19 protein-coding genes and 1 tRNA gene are annotated in these 20,809 nt (G+C 65.3%); 6 read left to right on the top strand and 14 right to left on the bottom strand.

What is annotated here, in order from left to right; genetic code table 11:
* Position 1 precedes the first annotated feature (1 nt).
* From M8J71_RS00420 to M8J71_RS00395, 6 genes are all read right to left on the bottom strand, one after another.
* Positions 2–913: a sugar phosphate isomerase/epimerase family protein gene (locus M8J71_RS00420; RefSeq protein WP_256246047.1), complete on the bottom strand. Its 912-nt coding sequence runs from the start codon at positions 911–913 to the stop codon at positions 2–4.
* Between the two features lie 30 nt (positions 914–943).
* Complete coding sequence (locus M8J71_RS00415; RefSeq protein ID WP_256246046.1) at positions 944–2,473, bottom strand: CoA-acylating methylmalonate-semialdehyde dehydrogenase; 1,530 nt, start codon at positions 2,471–2,473, stop codon at positions 944–946.
* Positions 2,474–2,504: 31 nt separating this feature from the next.
* Entirely contained in the window at positions 2,505–4,466 is a 1,962-nt protein-coding gene (iolD, locus tag M8J71_RS00410) for a 3D-(3,5/4)-trihydroxycyclohexane-1,2-dione acylhydrolase (decyclizing) (RefSeq protein WP_374114792.1), read from the bottom strand.
* A gap of 33 nt (positions 4,467–4,499) precedes the next feature.
* The gene (locus M8J71_RS00405) at positions 4,500–5,402 is read right to left on the bottom strand and encodes a Cgl0159 family (beta/alpha)8-fold protein (protein ID WP_441338910.1); all 903 of its coding nucleotides are present in this window, start codon (positions 5,400–5,402) and stop codon (positions 4,500–4,502) included.
* Between the two features lie 59 nt (positions 5,403–5,461).
* Entirely contained in the window at positions 5,462–6,472 is a 1,011-nt protein-coding gene (gene iolC, locus M8J71_RS00400) for a 5-dehydro-2-deoxygluconokinase (RefSeq protein ID WP_256246044.1), read from the bottom strand.
* Between the two features lie 186 nt (positions 6,473–6,658).
* Entirely contained in the window at positions 6,659–7,063 is a 405-nt protein-coding gene (locus M8J71_RS00395; protein WP_256246043.1) for a tautomerase family protein, read from the bottom strand.
* A gap of 150 nt (positions 7,064–7,213) precedes the next feature.
* Here M8J71_RS00395 and M8J71_RS00390 point away from each other — a divergent pair, with 150 nt between their 5' ends.
* A complete protein-coding gene (locus tag M8J71_RS00390) occupies positions 7,214–7,573 on the top strand; it encodes an ArsR/SmtB family transcription factor (protein ID WP_256246042.1) in 360 nt (119 codons plus the stop codon).
* On the top strand, positions 7,570–8,052 hold the full coding sequence (locus M8J71_RS00385) for an SRPBCC family protein (protein ID WP_256246041.1): 483 nt from the start codon (positions 7,570–7,572) through the stop codon (positions 8,050–8,052). The genes M8J71_RS00390 and M8J71_RS00385 overlap by 4 nt, the downstream gene beginning before the upstream one ends.
* Positions 8,053–8,217: 165 nt before the next feature.
* On the opposite strand, the gene sucD is transcribed toward M8J71_RS00385, so the two are convergent.
* The 5 genes from sucD to M8J71_RS00360 all read right to left on the bottom strand — a co-directional run bounded on the left by sucD (position 8,218) and on the right by M8J71_RS00360 (position 14,753).
* Positions 8,218–9,120: a succinate--CoA ligase subunit alpha gene (sucD, locus tag M8J71_RS00380; protein WP_256246040.1), complete on the bottom strand. Its 903-nt coding sequence runs from the start codon at positions 9,118–9,120 to the stop codon at positions 8,218–8,220.
* A 12-nt stretch (positions 9,121–9,132) separates the two neighbouring features.
* Positions 9,133–10,302: an ADP-forming succinate--CoA ligase subunit beta gene (sucC, locus tag M8J71_RS00375; protein WP_256246039.1), complete on the bottom strand. Its 1,170-nt coding sequence runs from the start codon at positions 10,300–10,302 to the stop codon at positions 9,133–9,135.
* A gap of 222 nt (positions 10,303–10,524) precedes the next feature.
* Positions 10,525–11,232: a hypothetical protein gene (locus M8J71_RS00370; RefSeq protein ID WP_256246038.1), complete on the bottom strand. Its 708-nt coding sequence runs from the start codon at positions 11,230–11,232 to the stop codon at positions 10,525–10,527.
* Between the two features lie 60 nt (positions 11,233–11,292).
* Positions 11,293–13,845 carry a DNA helicase PcrA gene (pcrA, locus tag M8J71_RS00365; RefSeq protein ID WP_256246037.1) on the bottom strand — a complete coding sequence of 851 codons (2,553 nt, stop codon included), beginning with the start codon at positions 13,843–13,845 and terminating at the stop codon, positions 11,293–11,295.
* Between the two features lie 77 nt (positions 13,846–13,922).
* Entirely contained in the window at positions 13,923–14,753 is an 831-nt protein-coding gene (locus M8J71_RS00360; RefSeq protein ID WP_256246036.1) for an inositol monophosphatase family protein, read from the bottom strand.
* Positions 14,754–14,785: 32 nt separating this feature from the next.
* Here M8J71_RS00360 and M8J71_RS00355 point away from each other — a divergent pair, with 32 nt between their 5' ends.
* The gene (locus tag M8J71_RS00355; RefSeq protein WP_256246035.1) at positions 14,786–15,418 is read left to right on the top strand and encodes a hypothetical protein; all 633 of its coding nucleotides are present in this window, start codon (positions 14,786–14,788) and stop codon (positions 15,416–15,418) included.
* Here M8J71_RS00355 and M8J71_RS00350 read toward each other — a convergent pair.
* Positions 15,415–16,176, bottom strand: coding sequence for a DUF998 domain-containing protein (locus M8J71_RS00350; protein ID WP_256246034.1), 762 nt, complete (start codon positions 16,174–16,176; stop codon positions 15,415–15,417). The two genes, M8J71_RS00355 and M8J71_RS00350, sit on opposite strands and share 4 nt — an antisense overlap.
* Before the next feature lie 83 nt (positions 16,177–16,259).
* Here M8J71_RS00350 and M8J71_RS00345 point away from each other — a divergent pair.
* The 3 genes from M8J71_RS00345 (at position 16,260) to M8J71_RS00335 (ending at position 17,244) form a co-directional block, all read left to right on the top strand.
* Positions 16,260–16,332, top strand: a tRNA-Arg gene (locus tag M8J71_RS00345).
* 1 nt (position 16,333) lies between these two features.
* Complete coding sequence (locus M8J71_RS00340) at positions 16,334–16,825, top strand: DUF6314 family protein (protein WP_374114786.1); 492 nt, start codon at positions 16,334–16,336, stop codon at positions 16,823–16,825.
* On the top strand, positions 16,822–17,244 hold the full coding sequence (locus tag M8J71_RS00335) for an NUDIX hydrolase (RefSeq protein ID WP_256246033.1): 423 nt from the start codon (positions 16,822–16,824) through the stop codon (positions 17,242–17,244). Before M8J71_RS00340 ends, M8J71_RS00335 begins: the two co-directional genes overlap by 4 nt.
* On the opposite strand, the gene M8J71_RS00330 is transcribed toward M8J71_RS00335, so the two are convergent.
* Both M8J71_RS00330 and M8J71_RS00325 read right to left on the bottom strand, forming a co-directional pair.
* Positions 17,241–19,154 carry an ABC transporter ATP-binding protein gene (locus M8J71_RS00330; protein WP_256246032.1) on the bottom strand — a complete coding sequence of 638 codons (1,914 nt, stop codon included), beginning with the start codon at positions 19,152–19,154 and terminating at the stop codon, positions 17,241–17,243. The genes M8J71_RS00335 and M8J71_RS00330 overlap by 4 nt on opposite strands.
* On the bottom strand, positions 19,151–20,794 hold the full coding sequence (locus M8J71_RS00325; protein WP_256246031.1) for an ABC-F family ATP-binding cassette domain-containing protein: 1,644 nt from the start codon (positions 20,792–20,794) through the stop codon (positions 19,151–19,153). Before M8J71_RS00325 ends, M8J71_RS00330 begins: the two co-directional genes overlap by 4 nt.
* Positions 20,795–20,809 lie beyond the last annotated feature (15 nt).

Here is a 20,809-nt window from a genome sequence, read left to right as displayed (position 1 = left end):
GTTAGCTGACGGCGGTACGGGAGCCGCAGGACAGCAGGTAGTTGCGGGTCCGTTTGGCGATGGGCATGGGCACGTCGAAGGCGACGGGGTACATGTCCTGCTCAACGATTCCGAAGATGGGGCGGTCCAGCGCTTCCACGGCTTCGATGACGGCGCGGAGGTCCGGCAGTCCGTTCGGCGGCTCGGTCATAACGCCGGCCAGGTTGGCGGCGGCCCAGGTCATGTTCTCTTCATTGACCTTTTTGAGGATCTCCGGGTTGATCTGTTTCAGGTGCAGGTAGCCGATCCGATCCGGGTAGTTCTTGATGAGGTCCAGGCTTGAGGCGCCGCAGTATTCCGCGTGGCCGGTATCGAGGCACAGGTTCAGGTACTGCGGATCCGTGGCGCCGAGCAGCGTTTCAATGTCCGCCTGCGCCCCCACGTGGGAGTCGGCGTGAGAGTGGAACTGCTGCTTCAGGCCGAAGTCCTCCAACAGGGTTTTGCCCAGGCGGTTGTGCCCGGCGAACAGGTCGCTCCAGGCCTTGTCGCTGAGCGTGCCGCTTTCCACGGCTTCGCCGGTGACGTCGTCGCGCCACATGGCCGGTATGACCACGATGTGCTCGCCGCCCATGGCCGCCGTCAGTTCAGCCACCTTGCGGGCCGGCTCCCAGGCGGCTTCCCACTGGTCCAGGCCGCGGTGGAAGGCGGTGAACACGGTGCCGGCGGTGACCTTGAGGTCGCGCTGCTTCAGTTCCTCCGCCAGGCGCGTGGGGTCGGTGGGAAGGTAGCCGTAGGGTCCCAGCTCTATCCACTTGTAACCGGACTCGGCCACTTCGTCGAGGAACCGTTCCCAAGGGGTCTGCTTCGGATCGTCCGCGAACCACACACCCCAGGAGTCCGGAGCGGTGCCGATAATCAGTTTGTTCTGAGTCATGACAGCGTTGTCTTTCTTCTGTGCCTGAAGTTAGTTGGAGGGGAAGTTGTAGGAGGCGCCGGAGGCGTGGTGGGTTTCGGGCCAGCGGGAGGTGATGACCTTGCCGCGGGTGTAGAAGGAGACGCCTTCGGGGCCGTAGATGTGCTTGTCGCCGAAGAGTGAGGCTTTCCAGCCACCGAAGGAGTGGTGGGCTACCGGGACGGGCAGGGGGACGTTGATGCCGATCATGCCGACGGTCACGGAGCGCTGGAACTTCCGGGCTGCTGCGCCGGAGGAGGTGAAGATGGCGGTGCCGTTGCCGTAGGGGTTGGCATTGATGAGGTTGATGCCATCCTCGAGGGTGTCGACGCGGACCACAACGAGGACGGGGCCGAAGATTTCCTCGGTGTAGGCGGTCATTCCGGTCTTGACGTGGTCGATGACGGTGGGGCCTACCCAGAAGCCGTCTTCGTGGCCGGGGACCACGAGGTCGCGGCCGTCCACAATCATTGCCGCGCCTGCGGTTTCGGCTTCGGTGACGATCCTGACGATGCGTTCCTTGGAGGCCGGGGTGATGACCGGGCCCATTTCGGCGTCGGGGGCTGTGCCGTTGTTGACCTTGACGGCAAGGGCGCGTTCTTCGACCTTCTTGACGATCAGGTCCGCTGCGTCCCCGACGGCGACGGCGACGGAGATGGCCATGCAGCGTTCGCCGGCGGAGCCGAAGGCGGCGGCGGCGAGGTGGTCGGCGGCGTTGTCAAGGTCGGCGTCGGGCATGATGATGGCGTGGTTCTTCGCCCCGCCCAGGGCCTGGACGCGCTTGCCGTGCTTGGTGGCGGTTTCGTGGACGTACTGCGCAATCGGGGTGGAGCCGACGAAGGAGATGCCGTCCACGTCCTGGTGGGTGAGCAGCCCGTCGACGGTTTCCTTGTCGCCGTGCAGGACCTGGAACACGCCGTCGGGCAGTCCTGCCTGCTTCCACAGCTTGGCCAGCAGCATGGACGCGGAGGGGTCCCGTTCGGAGGGCTTGAGGATGAACGTGTTGCCCGTGGCGATCGCCATCGGGGCCATCCACAGCGGCACCATGACGGGGAAGTTGAACGGGGTGATGCCGGCGACGACGCCGAGGGGTTCGCGGAAGGAGAAGACGTCGATGCCGGTGGAGACCTGGTCCGAGTAATCGCCCTTGAGCAGGGTGGGGATGCCGCAGGCGTATTCGATGACTTCCAGGCCGCGGCCGATCTCGCCCTTGGCGTCGGAGAGGACCTTGCCGTGCTCGGCCGTGATCAGGGCGGCGAGCTCGTCCACATGGGCGGCGACGAGTTCGCGGAACTTGAACAGCACCGCGGTGCGCTTGGCCAGGGAAATATCGCCCCAGGTGTCCGCGGCTTTGCGGGCGGCCGCGACGGTGGCGTCCAGGTCGGCGCGGTTGGCCAGGCGCAGCTCCGCGCTGACCTGCCCCGTGGCCGGGTTGTACACGGACGTGGTGCGGTCGCCTTCGCCGGCGGTTTCGGCGCCGTTGATGAAGTGGTTGATGACGGTGGTCTGTGTATCGGTGGTCTGGGTGGTGGTGGCAGTCATGGGGACTCTTCCTTGAGTAAGAGGTGCGGGGTCAGCCGAGCAGTTTGCGCTGGCGGTTCTTGTGGTCGGTGTAGGTCTGGAAGGCTTGCTTCGTGGAGTCCAGTTCGGAAACCTGGGAGACGGGGACGTCCCACCAGGACTCGGAGCTGGGGGCGTCCAGCAGGGGATCGGATTCGACGTGGATCAGGATCGGTCCGCCGCGTTCCGGTGCTGCTTTGGCATCGCGGATGGCCTGTTCGAGCTCGGCGATGACCTTCTCCCCCGGTTCGATCCGGATGACCTTCACGCCCAGTGACTCTGCGTTCAGGGCCAGGTCCACGGGGAGGGTTTCGCCCTCGTCGAAGCTGTGCTGCTCCTCGTTCAGGGCACGGTACTGGGTGCCGAAGCGCTGGGAACCAAGCATCTCGGAAAGTGAACCGATGGAGGCGTAGCCGTGGTTCTGGATCAGGACCACAATCAGCTTGATGCGTTCGGCGACGGCGGTGACCAGTTCGGTGTGCATCATCAGGTAGGAGCCGTCCCCTACCATCACGACGACGTCCCGCACCTCTGCCGTGCCCGTCCCGCCGGTGCCGCCTGCCGCCGTCGTCCTGGCCGCTTCGGCGAGGGCTGCACGCTTGACGCCCAGGCCGCCGGGGATCTCGTAGCCCATGCAGGAGTAGGCGTATTCCACGTGGTAGCCGAACGGGTCGCGGACCCGCCACATCTTGTGCAGGTCACCGGGCAGGGAACCGGCCGCACAGATCACCACATCGCGGGCGTCCATGGCCCGGGAGGTGGCGCCGATGATTTCGTTCTGCGCAGGCAGCGGCGTGTAGCGGGTATCGAAGGCTTCGTCCACGGTGGCGTCCCAGCGCTGCTTCTCGGAAGCAACCTTCTGCTCAAGGTCGGCGCCCACACGGTAACCGCCCAAGGCTGCGTTGAGCTTGACCAGTGCCTTGCGGGCATCGGCCACGATGGGAAGCGTGCTGCCGTGCTTGTACGCGTCGATCGGTGCGACGTTGATGTTGATGAACTTGACGTCCGGGTTCTGGAACGCGGTCCGGGACGCGGTGGTGAAGTCCTCATAACGGGTGCCGATTCCGATGATCAGGTCCGTCTCCGCGGCGATGGCGTTCGCCGCCGTTGTGCCGGTGGAGCCAATGGCGCCGAGGGAGAACTGGTGGTCCCACGGCAGGACCCCCACACCGGCCTGGGTGTTGCCCACCGGAATGCCGGTCAGCTCCACGAACTTCGCAAGTTCCTTGTTTGCGTAGGCGTACAGGACACCGCCGCCGGCAATGATCAGCGGCCGCTTCGCGGCACGGATGGCGTCAGCGGCGCGGCGGATGTCGTCGTCGTCCGCATCGGGGCGGCGGATCCGCCACTCCCGCTCAGCCAGGAACTCCGCCGGCACGTCGAACGCTTCAGCTTGAACGTCCTGCGGCAGGGAAATGGTCACCGCGCCGGTCTCGGCCGGGTCGGTCAGGACGCGCAGGCCGTGGTGGAACGCCGAGAACAGCTGCTCGGGACGGTTCACCCGGTCGAAGAACTTGGACAGCGGCCGGAACGCGTCGTTGACGGTGATGTCGTAGGCGTAGGGCTGCTCCAGCTGCTGCAGCACCGGGTCCGCGGCACGGGTGGCGAACGTGTCGGACGGCAGCAGCAGGACCGGGAGCCGGTTGGTGGTCGCCAATGCGGCACCGGTCAGCAGGTTCGATGAACCCGGGCCAATGGAGGTGCTGACCGCAAAGGTCTGCCGGCGGCGGGTGTGGCGGGCATACCCCACGGCCTGGTGGACCTGCGCCTGTTCGTTCCGGCCCTGGTAGTACGGCATGATGGCCGGGTCCAGCTGCTGGTACTGCTTCAGGGCCTGGCCCACACCGGCCACATTGCCGTGGCCGAAGATGCCGAACGTGCCGGGAATGAGACGCTCACGGTACTCAGTTCCGCCGATGGAATCGACCGTGTACTGCTTCGAAAGGTACTCGACGACGGCCTGCGCCACCGTCATCCTGCGTGTTCCTGTTGTTGTTCCCATGGGAAGCTACTCCGATACTTCTGCGGTGTGGTGAAGGAGCGAGGCTGCTGCCGCGACGGCGCCCGCGACATCCCCGTCAGCCGGGTAGAGCAGGGTGCGGCCCACGGTGAGGCCCTGGACGCCGGGCAGTGCCAGTGCGGCCTGCCAGCTGGCGAACACCTCGTCCTGGGTACCGGCCGGGTCCCCGCCCAAGAGGACGGTGGGCATGGTGGTGGCGGCCATCACCCGTTCCATCCCTGCCACCACGGGCAGCTTCATCCAGGTGTAGGCGCTGGTGGAACCCAGGCCTTCGGCAATCGCGATGGACTTGATCACGGCGTTGGTGGACAGATCGTTGCGGACCCTGCCGTTTTCCCGGACCGACAGGAATGGCTCCACCATGGCGATCAGCTTGCGCTCCGCCAGGGAATCGATGGCCTTGGCAGTGGCCTCCAGGGTCACCACAGTGTCCGGGTCACCGAGGCAAATGCGGGTGAGCATCTTGCCGCCATCAGCGCCCAGTGCTTCCAGCGCCGCAGCGGTGTGGCCGGTAAAGCGGTCATCGAATTCGTTGACCAGCCCCGACAGGCCACCTCGGTTCATGGAGCCGAACACCAGCTTGCCGTCCAGGGCGCCCAGCAGGAGCAGGTCGTCCATGATGTCCGGCGAGGCCAGGACACCGTCCACGGCAGGGTTCGCCAGTGCAATCTGGAGCCGGTCCAGGAGCTGGCGGCGGTCCGCCATGGCCACCGGATCATTTCCGACGGCGAGTGCACCGCGGGCCGGGTGGTCTGCCGCCACGATGAAGTTTTGCTGCCCGGCCTTGACGCCGGGGTGGCGGCGCCGCGATACCGCTGCACGGGCTACAGCTTCCGGGTCTTCGAGCCGGATGCTGCTCAGGTGCTCATACCGGCGGGGATCGTCATCCACCTCGAAGGCGAAGGCGGCGGTTTTGGGGCTGCTCTGGCTGGTGTTGGAAACGTTGATGCTCACAGTGCTGCTCCTTCGGTGGCAAGCTGCGGAGCGATGCCGGGAATGTGGCGGCCGCGTTCAGCGAGCAGCGAGGTGACCTCTTCCGGCGTCGGCATGGCATCGGCGCACGAGAGGCGGGAAGCGACGATGGCGCCGGCGGCGTTGGCGTAGTCCAAAACTTGGGCCAAGGGCCAGCCGGACAGCAGGCCGTGACAGAAGGCGCCCCCAAACGAGTCGCCTGCGCCCAGGCCGTTGAGGGTTTCCACCGGAACCGGGGCGGAGACAACGCGCTCACTACGGGTCTTGGCCATAACGCCTTCGGGGCCAAGTTTGACGACGGCGATCTCAACGCCGGCGGCCAGCAGCCGGTCCGCCTGCTCATCGGGAGTGCCCTCGCCTACGGCTACGGCGCATTCCTTGTCATTGCCGATCGCGACCGTGACGTGCGGCAGGACCTTGGCCACCTCAGCCCGGGCCTCTTCCTCGGAGGCCCAGAACATGGGCCGGTAATCCAGGTCGAGGATGGTGAACTGGCCATCGGCCAAACCGGTCCGCGGGCGTGCCTCGTGAGCCCTGATGTGAGCCTCACGGCTGGGCTCCTGGCACAGGCCGGTTACGGTGGACCAGAAGATCCCCGCGTCGCGTATGGCGTCCAGGTCAAGTTCGTCGGCCTTGATCTGCAGGTCCGGAGCGGTGGGAAAGCGGCCGTAGAAATACAGCGGGAAGTCTTCCGGCGGCTTGATCGCGCAGAACGTGACCGCCGTGGGGTACTCCTTCACAGGGGAAACGAAGGCGTCGTCGACGCCGAACTTGTGCAGTTCCCGGTGCAGGTACCTGCCGAAGGCATCATCGCCGGTACGGGTGATCACGCCTGCCCGGCGGCCGTGCCGGGCAGCGGCTACCGCTACGTTTGAAGGGGAACCCCCGAGGTATTTCCCGAAGGACGTGACGTCCTCCAGGTCCACCCCGATGTCGTTCGGGTAGATATCAACGCTGATGCGCCCGATCGTAAGAAGCTCGTGGGTCACGATAATCGTGGACCTTTCTGGTGTGGAACTCGGGACCTTTGAAGTGCAGGTGCTCCGGGACTGGCAGGCCGTGGTGCAGGCCACAGGCACTACTTTGCCGTAGATTGCATGTCCTGTCAAAGGTTTGTACTGACATACTTACAACGAGTTTAGAGCGCGCTACTTTTTTCCCATGACGGGCAGCGCCTACTTCCGGGGTACAGCCAATTCCCCGGTGACGTACTGGGCCCGGCCGAACCCGAAGGACCAGTCGCCGGCAGTGTTTTCCACGTAGCCGATGAAGACATCCTCGCCGGCAACCCCTACTCCGGACAGCTTCTCTGCCACGGCCGCGAACAGTCGCTGCTTCGCCTTCTGCGTCCGGCCGGCCTGGGTAAAAATCTGGATCATTACCACTCCTCCGGTCCGTTCGAACCCGAGACCGGCGTCCTGGGCGAAGATCTGCCCCTGCGGGTGTTCGGTGAGGATATGGAAGTAGTCCCGCTCGGGGATGCCATATTCGGCAAGGATTGCGTCATGGACGCCCCGGCTAAGCCGCTGCAACTCTTCTGCGCTGCGGCCGTCATTCACATCAATACGTACAAGTGGCACTTTTGCTCCTCTTCCAGAGTTTGTACTGACATACTAACAAAGCTGGGCTTGGCGAAACAAGGGTCGCGGGTCTTGAAGTGGATGGCACACAGGCGTAGTCTTAAACAACCAAAAGGTTGATAAACATTTAGGTTGAATAAGAAGGCCGCGATGGACACCGAGAGCGTAGGGCTGGACTCGGCCTTTATGGCCCTGGCCGACCCCGTGCGGCGGAGCATCATCGCCCGGCTCAGCCGGGGGCCGGCCACCGTAAATGAACTGGCGGAACCATTCGAAATTTCCAAGCAGGCAGTTTCGAAGCACATCCAGGTACTCGAGCAGGCGCAGCTGGTCACCCGCACCCGGGAGGCCCAGCGCAGGCCCGTTCACCTGAACCCCGCACGGCTGGAGGCACTCACCGCCTGGATCGACCAGTACAGGTTGGTCCGCGAGGAGCAGTTCCGCAGTCTCGACGCCGTGCTTCAATCCAGCGCCGGGCATGACGGCGCCAAGGCAAAGGAAAAACAATGACCAACGCACTGAAGCTCTCGGTTCCCGAAGGCCTTCCCTTCATCGACTACGAGCGCGAGTTCGATTTCCCCGTCGCGGACGTCTTCCGGGCCCACAAGGAACCGGACCTGATCGTCCAGTGGCTTGGTCCGCGGGGCTACAAGATGGATATTGACCACTACGATTTCCGGACTGGAGGCAGCTACAGCTACCTGCATACCGGACCGGAGGGTGTCCCCTATGAGTTCAAGGGCATCTTCCACACGGTGCGCGAGAACGAGTTCGCCATCCAGACCTTTGAGTTTGGCGGGTACCCGGATGTGGTCAGCCTGGAATTCATGACGTTTGAGGACCTCGGGAACGGCCGGACGCGGCTGCGGGGCCACTCGGTCTACCCCTCCCAGGAGGCCCGCGACGGGATGGCTCAGTCCGGAATGGAAGGCGGCATGAGTGAAGGCTACGAGCGCCTGGATGAGCTGCTCACCGGCGCCACCGTCTAGGACGCAGGAGTACGACGGCGTTAGGTCACCTCCCGGGGGAAGGTGACCGGACGCCGTCGTACTTTAAACAGCAACGCGGGTTAAACAGCAACGCGGGGTCACTCCGCGCCCATCCACGCGTGTGGAAAGGGCGGGAAGTGACCCCGCGTTGTTCTAACTGAGCTATCAGAGGGCTGCGAAAACCTCGCGCAGCAGCTTGGCGGTTTCGGACGGCGTCTTGCCGACCTTGACGCCTGCAGCCTCAAGGGCTTCCTTCTTGGCCTGGGCGGTTCCGGCAGAGCCGGAGACGATGGCGCCGGCGTGGCCCATGGTCTTGCCTTCGGGAGCCGTGAAGCCGGCGACGTAGCCAACAACCGGCTTGGTGACGTTGGCCTTGATGAAGTCCGCCGCACGCTCTTCGGCGTCGCCGCCGATTTCGCCGATCATCACGATCGCCTTGGTCTCGGGGTCGGCCTCGAACGCGGCCAGGGCGTCGATGTGGGTGGTGCCGATGATCGGGTCACCGCCGATGCCGATGGCGGTGGAGAAGCCGAGGTCGCGCAGTTCGTACATCATCTGGTAGGTCAGGGTTCCGGACTTGGAAACCAGGCCGATGGGGCCCTTGCCCGTGATGTTCGCCGGGGTGATGCCCACCAGGGCTTCGCCCGGGGTGATGATGCCGGGGCAGTTCGGGCCGATGATGCGGGTGACCTGGTTGCCCTCCGCGTCCACCGTGGCCTGGGCGAGGGCCCAGAATTCGGCGGAGTCCTGGACCGGCACGCCTTCGGTGATAACGACGACGAGGCCGATGCCTGCCTCGATGGCTTCTACGACCGCGCTCTTGGTGAATGCCGGCGGGACGAAGACGATGGAGACGTCAGCGCCGGTTTCTGCCATGGCTTCCTTGACGGTGCCGAAGACGGTGATTTCTTTGTCGCCGTGCAGGACCGTGGTGCCGGCCTTGCGGGCGTTCACGCCGCCAACGATGTTGGTGCCGGCCTTCAGCATCAGGGCGGTGTGCTTGGTGCCTTCGCCGCCGGTGATGCCCTGGACGATGACCTTGGAGTTTTTGTTCAGATAGATAGACATGTGGCTGTCCCTTTACTTAGCTGCGTTGGCGAGCTCGGCGGCCTTGTCGGCGCCCTCGTCCATGGTTGCGGCCAGGGTAACCAGCGGGTGGTTCGCCTCGGCCAGGATGCGGCGGCCTTCCTCAACGTTGTTGCCGTCGAGGCGGACTACCAGCGGCTTGTTCGCGTTGTGGCCCAGCTCGGCCAGCGCACCCACGATGCCCTTGGCGACGGCGTCACACGCGGTGATGCCGCCGAAGACGTTCACGAACACGGACTTGACCTGCTCATCGCCCAGGATGACGTCAAGGCCTGCAGCCATGACCTCGGCGGAAGCTCCACCGCCAATGTCCAGGAAGTTGGCGGGCTTGACGTTGCCGTGGTTTTCACCGGCGTAGGCAACAACGTCCAGGGTGGACATGACCAGGCCGGCGCCGTTGCCGATGATGCCCACTTCGCCGTCCAGCTTGACGTAGTTCAGGTCCTGCGCCTTGGCCTTGGCCTCAAGCGGGTCAGCAGCGTCCTTGTCCTCGAGGAGGGCGTGCTTGGCGTGGCGGAATTCGGCGTTTTCGTCGAGGGTGACCTTGCCGTCCAGGGCGACAATCTCGCCGGCGCCGGTCTTGACAAGCGGGTTGACCTCAACAAGGGTGGCGTCTTCCTTCTTGAAGACGTCCCAGAGCTTGAGGATCACAACGGCCACCTTGCCGCGGAGTTCCTCAGCGAAGCCGGCGGCTGCGACGATTTCGTCGGCCTTGGCCTGGTCGATGCCCACTGCGGGGTCGATGGCGATCTTGGCGAGCGCCTCGGGGCGTTCGACGGCGAGCTGTTCGATTTCCATGCCGCCTTCAACCGAGCACATGGCCAGGTAGTTGCGGTTGGCCCGGTCCAGAAGGACGGAGAAGTAGTATTCCTCGGCAATGTCGGCACCCTGGGCGATCATCACCTTGTTGACGGTGTGGCCCTTGATATCCATGCCCAGGATATTGGTGGAGTGCTCAAGTGCCTCGTCCGCGGACTTTGCCACCTTTACGCCGCCGGCCTTGCCGCGGCCGCCAACCTTGACCTGTGCCTTGACGACAGTTACGCCGCCGATCTTATCGGCAGCTGCCTTTGCTTCTTCTGGGGTGTGCGCCACGATGCCGGCAAGCACGGGTACACCGTGCGCCTCGAACATATCGCGCGCCTGGTATTCAAACAGGTCCACGGTTTAGTGTCCTTCTACGTCGAAGTAGTTTCTGTACAGTCGGACACCATCGAAGACGATGACCGGGCTGCGGAATTGCACGCACCGGCGGCCTGTTGGAAACGAGCCACGCGGCGTGATGCTCCACTGGGAACTCTAGTCCTTTGAAGGGACCGGCCCGTCCAAGACTACCGCTTATGTGAGTAACGACACTATTCTATGGAGCGTAGAAAAACCGCGGAATTACGGGGTTTTTGGGGCCTCCGGCGGTGCCGGGGAGGCACTTTCGGCGGACCTGGAAATCAACTCGTAATGCTCCGGTGAAACAAAGAATCCGACGCCGGCGGACACGTTTCCGCATGCCACGCCACCGTTGTAGGCCGAACAGCGAAGTCCGTTCCCTTCGAGGTTCTGCCCCTCCCCCAGCACCTGCAACTGGGCCAGGGGACCGGCCTTGCTGCCGTTGGGGCCATACGTTGCTTCCATCTGTGTGACGCCGGAACGGCATTCTCCGTAGCGTGCGCTGTCCGGGGCCAGTACCGCAACGCCGCCCAAATAACCCAGGTTGGTTCCAGCGCAGTCGTCCTTAACGTCAACCTGTTCCGGCTTGGGGTACCGGGCGAGTTCGCAATGCGCCACCGGCACGGTTGCGAGTTTGTTGTTGGCGGTATCGCTGAAGTTGTTGGGCTCATAAGGGAGGTTGACGTGCTCACCACGGGCAGACGTGAGGGAACACGCAACGCTGCGGTCTTCCGTGATGAAGGAGATAGTCCCGTCACCGCTGGAGAATCCTTCGGGGCTCGCCAGCGCCGCCCGTTCCAGCTGTTCCAGCGGCGGCAGCGGCGCAGGCGGGACGTAACCCGGATCTTCGATGGTGATGGTGCAGGCCGTGGCCGCCGCCAGGATCAAGGCGGCGAAGATCCCCAGAACAGTCCGTCGCATGGCCCCCATTATGCTGTATGGCGCCGGTTCACCTGGCGCTGGGGGGCCCTTGCGGTTCCGCTTCCGCACCTAGGCGTCGAGCTTGGTGAGCGGCGCGTACCGCAGCAGCAACCGCTTTTCACCGACGTCGAACTTTACCTTTGCCACGGTTTTGTCCCCCGCTCCCTCGAGCGCCAGGACAGTTCCGTTACCGAAACTCGTGTGATTGACCTTGTCCCCCACGCTGACCGCAACGATCTCCTTCTGCGGCTGCACCCGGTTTCGGGCAATGACGGCCGGGACATCTGCGTTGAAACCGGCCGACGAATCAGCCGCTGCCCCTCGGGCTGTTCCGGCGCCCCAGAAGGATCCGCTGTAGCGGTTCGAACCGATGGATCCGCCACCCCAGCCGCCGGCCTGCCTGCTGGTTCCTTCACGCTTCCATTCCACGAGTTCGGCGGGAATTTCCTCCAGGAATTGGCTGGCGGGGTTGTACTGGCTTTGACCCCACATGCTCCGGACCTCGGAACGCGTGACATAAAGACGTTTGCGGGCCCGGGTAAGGCCCACATAGGCGAGCCGGCGTTCTTCAGCCAGTTCCTTCGGGTCCGTGGCCGAGCGCTGGTGCGGGAACAGTCCGTGCTCCATGCCAGTGAGGAATACCACCGGGAATTCGAGCCCCTTGGCCGTGTGCAGGGTCATCAGCGTGACCACGCCCAGCCGCTTGGCCTCCGCCACGGCGGCAGCAGTGTCCTCGGCGTCTCCACCGGGGGCATCGGGGATCTGATCGGCATCCGCTACCAGTGACACCTGCTCCAGGAAAGCGGCCAGCGACCCTTCCGGGTTCTCCTGCTCGTACTCACGCACCACGGCCACGAGTTCCGCGAGGTTCTCCACCCTGGACTCGTCCTGGGGATCAGTGCTGGCCCGCAGCGCGGCAAGGTAACCGGTCTGCTCCAGGACCGCTTCAAGGGCCGCAGCGGCGCCGGAGCCCGCGGCCACTTCGGCGAGGTCATCCAGCAGCTTCACAAAGCCGAGGACCGCGTTGACGGAACGGGTTGCCATGGCCGGCGCCTGCTCGGCGCGGCGGGCTGCTGCCATAAACGAAATGCGCTCACGCTGGGCGAGGGCGGCGACAGCTCCCTCGGCGCGGTCTCCGATGCCGCGCTTAGGTTCGTTGAGCACCCGGCGGAGGTTGACGTCGTCGTCCGGGTTAACCAGGACGCGAAGGTAGGCGAGGGCATCCTTGATTTCCTTGCGCTCGTAGAAGCGCGTGCCGCCCACCACCTTGTACGGCAGGCCAACCCGGACCAGAACGTCTTCGATGGAGCGCGACTGGGCGTTGGTGCGGTAGAAGATGGCAACATCCCCCGGGCGGAGGTTGTCCTCATCCTGGAGCCGGTCAATCTCCTTGGCGATGAACTGGGCCTCGTCGTGCTCGTTCTCGCCCACGTAACCAATGATTTTGTGGCCATCACCTTCGGCCGTCCACAGCCGCTTCTCGGGGCGGTTGGGGTTTCGCGAAATGACCGAGTTGGCCGCAGTGAGGATGTTCTGGGTGGAACGGTAGTTCTGCTCCAGCTTGATGGTCCGTGCCTCGGGGTAGTCCTTTTCGAACTCCACGATGTTGCGGATATCCGCGCCGCGGAAAGCGTAAATGGACTGGTCCGAATCGCCCACCACGGTGAGCTCCGACGCTCCCGGGCCTTCCCCCACGATTTCCCGGACCAATGCGTACTGGGCGTGGTTGGTGTCCTGGTATTCATCCACCAGGACATGCCGGAACCGGCGGCGGTAGGACTCGGCGAGCGCCGGAAAGGCACGGAACATGTAGACGGTCTCGGCGATGAGGTCGTCGAAGTCCATGGCGTTGGCCTGGCGCAGCCGCTGGGTATAGCCCTTGAAGACCTCGGCTACGGCCTGTTCGAAAGGATCGTTGTAGTTCGCGGCGGAGGAGTACGAATCGGCATCGATCAGTTCATTCTTCAGCGCGGAAATTTTGTGCTGGATGGCTTTGGGCGCAAACTTCTTGGGATCCAGGTCCAGCGCTTTGGAGACCTGCGTGACCAGCCGGAGCGAGTCTGCGGAATCGTAGATGGAGAAGTTGGATTTCAGCCCGACGTTGGCGGCTTCCTGCCGGAGGATCCGGACGCAGGACGAGTGGAACGTGGAGATCCACATGATCTTGGCGCGGCCCCCCACCAGCACTTCAATGCGTTCCCGCATTTCAGCCGCGGCCTTGTTGGTGAAGGTGATGGCGAGGATTTCACCGTGGTGGGCCCGGCCGGTGGCGATCAGGTAGGCGATCCGGTTACTGAGCACCCTGGTTTTGCCAGACCCGGCACCGGCCACGATCAGCAGTGCGGAACCGGCGTGTTTGACCGCCTCCTCCTGCTGCGGATTCAAACCCTCCAGCAGCTGCGCGGCATCTGGGCGGTGGCTGCTGTGGCGGCGCACCTGTCCCTGCGCCCCCTCCTCCTCCCGGCTGCCAGGCAAACCGGGGCCCGGCTGGCTCTCCCAGGGCAGGCCACCGCCGGGACCGGCCGAGGTTACGACACCTTCCGGGCGGGCCTTGGTGCGGGCAGCGGCCGCGGGAGCGGCCTTGAAAGGTCCGTCAGAGTACGGGTCAAACAACATATCCATGGTGCCTACAAGTCTAGGCGGTGGGACCGACACCTCCTTCCAGCGTGTGGATTACGTGTTCAAGCTGGCGCCGGTTTCTAGGCCACCGAGCCGGACTCGAGCGCGGCGCGCAACTGGCGCACCGCCGTCGTGCCGCCTGCCATGAACCATTCCAGGCCGTTCACCCGGACAGTATCCACCGCACCGCCGGCCGCACGGACGATTGCCTTTCCCGGCAGCCAGTCCCACTCCGGGCAGCTGTGCTGGAACCAGCATCCGAGCTGCCCGTCAGCTACCCGGCCGAGGTCGCAGGAGCCCGAACCGAGCATCCGCAAGGCGGCGGCAGAGGTGGCAGCCGCATGCCAGGGCATGGCGCAGAGTGGGTCCATGAGCCAACTGGGGTGGATGTAGGTGGCAGCTCCGAGCTCGGCTACGGCAGTGCCGTTGCGCGCCCCTCTGTCCTCGTGGAACACCGTCAGGGGTTCGCCGTTCAGCGTGGCAGGATGCGTCTTGCCGCCCAGCCAGAGCTTGTCCTCCTCCGGCTGGAAAATGGCACCGAGTACCACGTCCGAGGAATCCTTCAGCGCAATGGCCGAGCACCAGTACGTCGATCCATGCAGGAAGTTGTAGGTGCCGTCCACAGGGTCAATGACCCAAGTGCGTCCGCTGGTCCCCTGTACCGAGGCGCCTTCCTCCCCGAGGATCCCGTCCGCGGGACGGCAGCGCTGCAGCTGTTCCAGCACGTAGGCCTCGGCGGCGTGGTCTGCAGCGGTCACCACATCCGAGATGGACGTCTTCTGCTCCGACTGCAGGCCCGCCATCCGCATGAGCAGCGCCAGCTGCCCGGCTTCGCGGACCAGGGCTGCAGCCAGCTGGTAGTCATCCAAGGAGGGGTCGAGTTCAACAGCACTGTGCCGGCCAATGGTCATGGCTTCAGTTTATGGGGCGGGATAATGGTGGCATGGCCAAAACCCCTGCCCAGCGGATCAAGAAGCACGGCTCCAAGGCGGCTGTACCGCAGCACCACCTCCCGCCCGTGGTCAACCCCACCACCGCGCGCACGCCGGAGAAAGCCGAAAACAACGGCAACCTCATCCTGATCGCCGGCGTGGTAGCCAGCCTGTTCCTGTTCTGGTACCTCCACCTGCTGACGCTGGACCAGCTGCGGCAGCTCTCCGGCGGCCTGGCCATGCCGGATTCGCTGATCGGCGGGTTCGACCCGGCCTACATCAACCAGCTGCAGCCGGCCATGAACGAGGCGGCGCGCGGCCAGCTCAACTACGTCCACAAAACGGCCGGCACGTTGTTCCCGCTGATCTTCGGGTTCACCTGGCTGCTGCTGATAGGAACAAGCGTGGCCAGGAAGGCCCTGCGGTGGGCTTTGTGGGCGCTCCCCCTGCTGTTTGTGGTGGTCCGGCTGTGGGGCAACGCGGCCATCGACGGCATGCTGGCAGCGGGAACGCCGGACGCCGGCCAGGTCGCCCTCGCGTCCGGCCTCACCGTCGCCGGCTGGGTCCTGCTGGTCCTGAGCCTGCTGGCAGGGGCTGCGGCGGTGTTTCTGCGGGCACGGAAGCCCCGAGACCACGAAGCCTAAAGCCGCTGACCAGCCGCTACCCGGACCTGCTTCCGGTGCCGATGCACCCGCTGCGCGATAACCAAACCGGCGGCGGCCATCCCCACGGTAACCGGGTAGCCCATAAGCCGCTCCAGGGTGCCCGGTTCCGGCACCTGCATGCCGGTCAGCCCGCCGGTTACCAGGGCCGCAGCGGACACGGTGCCGCAGGCCAGGATGAACCAGGCCAGCGCTGTCTTCCGCAGCCAGAGGAACCCCAGGACCAACAGGGCGACCGCCCCGGCAATGAAATACATGACTGCGCCGGCAAAGTGCCAGCCGGAGCCAACATCCTCCGGCACCAGCCCCACAATCACCGTTCCGGCTCCCGCCGTTCCTGTCAGCACCCGGACGGCCACGGCGGCCAGCCATGGTGTCCGGCGGCCCGGCCGGACCCGGGCGCCGGCGAGGGCAGCCACGCGCAGCAGCCCCGAGCTCAGGAGCAGCGCCCCCAGCAGCATCCCCAGCCCCTGGACCACGAACGATGCATTCATCAGCCAGTTCAGCGGGGAACATACCTCCCGGCCGTCAAAAACGCCGCAGTTGATGGCCCCGAGGTCGCTGATATAACCGGTGCGCAGGTCGTAGGGTCGGGGACCGGCCCAGGCACCAATCACCGCCGCCTCCGCCGCGAAATACTGCAGCACGCTGAGCACGGACCAGGCACCGATGTACTGGCGGGTGGAAGTGGTGTCCGGGATGAACGCCACGGATTGGGCGGTGGACGGCGCTGAACTCATGCTTTGAGCGTAGTACGGCTCCGCACCTTGTATGCTTGTATCCGTGTCCGGCCGGACCGGCCTTGCCGATCCATCGGATGCCCGCCCTCGTAGCTCAGTGGATAGAGCACGGCTCTCCTAAAGCCGGTGTCGTTGGTTCGATTCCAATCGAGGGCACTTGAACTTTCCTCCTGCGGAGTTCGCCCTCCGCTCCTACCTGCTCGGCCGAACGGCCAATGGGCACGCCGGACAGTGGCACGCCGGACAGTGGACGGTCCAGCGGGACCTGCTGGACCGCACGAATGGCACCCGCGGAACCTTTTCCGGCGTCGTCCATTTTGTTCCCATGGACGACGGCGGCTTGGCCCTCCGGGAGGAAGGCACCATGCGCTGGCCCACCTTCACCGGGCCCGCCTCCCGTGAATACCTGTTGAAGGCCACCGACCAGCCCGACGCCATGGACGTATTCTTTCCGGACGGACGCCCTTTCCACACCATGAGCTTCACGCCGGAGGCCAACCTGGACCAGCACTGGTGCGCTCCCGACACGTACCGCGTGACGTACTCCTACGAGGGCGCCCACAGCTTCAGCTACAGCTGGGACGTGCAGGGGCCGCAGAAGGACCTCCTGCTGAGCTCGCACCTGGTCCGGCAGGAGCAGGACACATGAAAAACCGCATCGTGGTGTCCGCCGTCTGCGTCTTCGACAACGCCGGCCGGCTCCTGACCGTGCGGAAGCGCGGCACCTCCATGTTTATGCACCCCGGCGGCAAGCCCGAAGCCGGGGAAACGGCCGTGCAGGCCGCAGCGCGGGAACTGTCCGAAGAGGTGGGCATTGTCCTTGATCCAGCCGACCTGCAGCTGATGGGCGTCTGGATTGCGGACGCCGCCAACGAGGCCGCCACGGACATCGAAGCCACCGTGTTCCTGGCGCCGGGCACGTGGGAGGCCCACCCATCCGCCGAGATAGCGGAGATCCGCTGGCTGGAACCCGGCGGCGACCTGCCGCAGGACCTGGCCCCGCTGCTGACGGAGCACATCCTGCCGGAACTCGCCGCCAGGGCTCGAACCGTGTGGACGGAAGGCTAGAACTCGGGAACTGCTTCCTGGGCCACTGCCGTGGCTTCGGCGAACTGCGTCCGGTACAGCTCGGCGTAGCGGCCCTCAGCGGCCAGGAGTTCGGTGTGGGTGCCCCGCTCCACAATCCGGCCGTCCTCCACCACCAGGATCGTGTCAGCGGCACGGACAGTGGACAGCCGGTGGGCAATCACGACGGCGGTGCGCCCTTCGAGTGCGGCGCCCAAGGCAGCCTGTACGGCGGCCTCGTTGGTGGAGTCCAGCGCGGCCGTCGCCTCATCGAGGATGACCACGCGGGGCTGGGCGACGAGCAGCCGGGCGATGGTGAGCCGTTGCCGTTCGCCACCGGAGAGCCGGTAGCCGCGTTCACCCACCACCGTGTCCAGTCCATCCGGCAGGGAACGGATCATGGCTTCAAGCCGCGCCTGCCGGACAGCCTCCCACATGTCCGCTTCCGTGGCCTCTGGCTTTGCGAGCCTGAGGTTGGAGGCGATGGTTTCGTGGAAGAGGTGGCCGTCCTGCGTCACCATGCCCAGGGTGTCCCGCAGCGAGTCAAAGGTGGCGTCGCGCAGGTCCAGCCCGGATCCGCCAGTGGTTCCACCCAGGCGCACGGCGCCGGAATCCACGTCGTAGAGCCGGGCCAACAGCTGGGCGATCGTCGATTTTCCTGCACCGGAGGATCCCACCAGTGCCACCGTCTGGCCCGGTTCCACGCGGAAGCTGATGCCGTGCAGCACTTCCTCCCCGCCGCGGGTGTCCAGCGTGGACACCTCCTCCAGGGAGGCCAGTGAAACTTTGTCAGCGGAGGGGTAGGCGAAGCGGACGTCGTCGAACTCCACCGAGACCGGCCCGGACGGAACAGCTACAGCGTCAGGTTTTTCCTGGATAAGGGGTTTGAGGTCCAGGATTTCGAAGACCCGCTCGAAGCTCACCAGGGCGCTCATGATCTCCACCCGGGCATTGGACAAGGCTGTCAGCGGGGCATACAGCCGGGTGAGAAGCAGGGCCAGCACCACAACGTCGCCTGCCGCCAGCTGTCCGGTAATGGCGAACCAGCCGCCCAGCCCGTATACCAGGGCGAGGGCGAGGGCGGAGACCAGCGTCAGGGCTGTCACGAAGGTGAACTGCAGCATGGCGGTCCGGACGCCGATGTCGCGCACGCGGCCGGCGCGGACGGCGAACTCGCGGGATTCCTCGTCCGGGCGGCCGAAGAGCTTGACCAGGGTGGCGCCGGGGGCGGAGAAGCGCTCCGTCATCTGGGTGCCCATGGCGGCGTTGTGCTCTGCCGCCTCTCGGCGCAGGTCCGCGAGTTTGGAGCCCATCCGCCGCGCGGGGATGAGGAAAACCGGCAGCAGGAGCATTGCCAGGAGTGTCACCTGCCAGGACGTGCCGAGCATAACGATGAGCGTGAGGACCAGTGCCACCACGTTGCTGACCACGCCGGAGAGGGTGCCGGCGAACGCGGACTGGGCGCCGATGACATCGTTGTTCAAGCGGCTGACCAGGGCTCCGGTGCGGGTGCGGGTGAAGAACGCGATGGGCATCTTCTGCACGTGGTCGAAGACCCGCGTGCGCAGATCCACGATTACGCCCTCACCGATGGTGGAGGAGAGCCAGCGGCTCACCAGGCCAAGGCCTGCTTCGGCTACAGCCACGACGGCGATGAGTGCGGCAAGGCGGACCACCTCCTCCGCGGCGGCCTTGGCCACGATCGCGTCCACCACCTGCCCTGCGAGGACGGGGGTAGCTACAGCGAGGACTGCCATCACAATGGACAACGCCACAAAGGCAAGCAGTTTGCCACGGTGCGGCCGGGCAAATCCGAGGACACGCTTCAGGGTTGCCTTCGAGAACGGCTTGGAACCGCTCTTGGCCCGGGTGATCTTGTACAGGGAGTTCCAGGCCACCCCTTCCATGCTCATTGCTGCTGCTCCTTTACCAATCCGTTCCCAACATGCCAACGTACATCCAGCCGCACGTTCTCCAGCAGCCTCCGGTCGTGCGTCACCAGCAGGAGGGCGCCGTCGTAGCTTTCCAGCGCCTCCTCGAGCTGTTCTATGGCCGGAAGGTCAAGGTGGTTTGTCGGCTCATCCAGGACAAGCAGGTTCACGCCGCGAGCCTGCAGCAGTGCCAGGGCAGCCCTGGTCCGTTCGCCCGGCGACAGCGAATCGACCGTACGGGCAGTGTGGTCCGCCTTGAGGCCGAACTTGGCGAGCAGGGTCCGGACGTCTGCCGGGTTCAGGTCCACCAGGACGGCCTCGACGGCGTCGGCCAGGGCAAGATGGCCTGCAAGCAGCCCGCGGGCCTGGTCGATCTCGCCGACAGCCACCGAAGCGCCCATGGCAGCGCTGCCGGACTCCGGTGCGAGGTCGCCCAAAAGAAGGCGCAGCAGGGTGGACTTGCCTGCGCCGTTGGGACCCGTAATGCCGATCCGCTCCCCCGCATTGAGCTGGAGGTTGACCGGGCCGAGGGTGAAGTTGCCCTGCCGGACCACAGCGTCGCGGAGGGTGGCCACCACGGCGCTTGAACGCGGTGCCTTGCCGATGGAGAACTGGAGCTGCCATTCCTTCCGGGGCTCGTCCACCACGTCCAGCCGGGCGATTCGGGATTCCATCTGCCGCACCTTCTGGGCCTGCTTCTCGGAGGACTCGGAGCTGGCGGCGCGGCGGATCTTGTCGTTGTCCGGGTTCTTCTTCATGGCGTTCCGGACGCCCTGCGAGCTCCATTCCCGCTGCGTCCTTGCCCGTGACACCAGGTCCGCCTTGGTGGCGGCGAACTCCTCATACTTCTCGCGTGCGTGGCGCCGCGCCACTGCACGTTCTTCGAGGAAGGCGTCATAGCCGCCGTCGTAAACGGCGACGGAGTTCTGCGCCAGGTCCAGTTCCACCACCGTGGTGACGCAGCGCGCCAGGAACTCCCTGTCGTGGCTCACCAGGACAACGCCGCCTCGCAGCCCGCGGACAAAGTCCTCGAGCTTCTCGAGTCCGGCAAGGTCAAGATCGTTGGTGGGCTCATCCAGCAGGACGACGTCGAACCGGCTGAGCAGCAGGGCTGCAAGCGCCACTCGCGCTGCCTGGCCGCCGGACAAACCTGTCATCTCGGCGTCAGCCCCGGTCTCCAGGCCCAGATCGGCCAGTACGGCGGGGATGCGGTCGTCAAGGACCGCAGCACCGGAAGCCATCCAGCGGTCGAAAGCCCGCGCGTAGGCGTCATCGGCACCCGGCGCGCCGGAGCCAAGCGCCTCTGCTGTGGCTTCCATCTCCGTCGTGGCCTCGGCGCAGCCGGTCCTGCGGGCGATGTACGCGGCAACAGATTCACCGGGGATCCGCTCGTGCTCCTGGGGAAGCCACCCCACGAAGGCGTCGGCCGGAGCAAGGCTGACATTGCCGTCCTGCGGCTGGTCGAGGCCTGCGAGGAGGCGGAGCAGGGTGGATTTGCCGGCACCGTTGGCACCCACCACACCTACAACGTCGCCGGGGGCAACGGTGAGGGAAAGTTGGGAAAAGAGCAGCCGGTGGTCGTGGCCGCCGGAAACATCCTTTGCCACAAGGGTCGCAGTCATGGTGTCCATCCTTTC

It is taken from the genome of Pseudarthrobacter sp. R1 (genome assembly GCF_024494415.1).
GTDB lineage: Bacteria > Actinomycetota > Actinomycetes > Actinomycetales > Micrococcaceae > Arthrobacter.
This window is presented reverse-complemented; position numbering and strand designations above follow the sequence as displayed.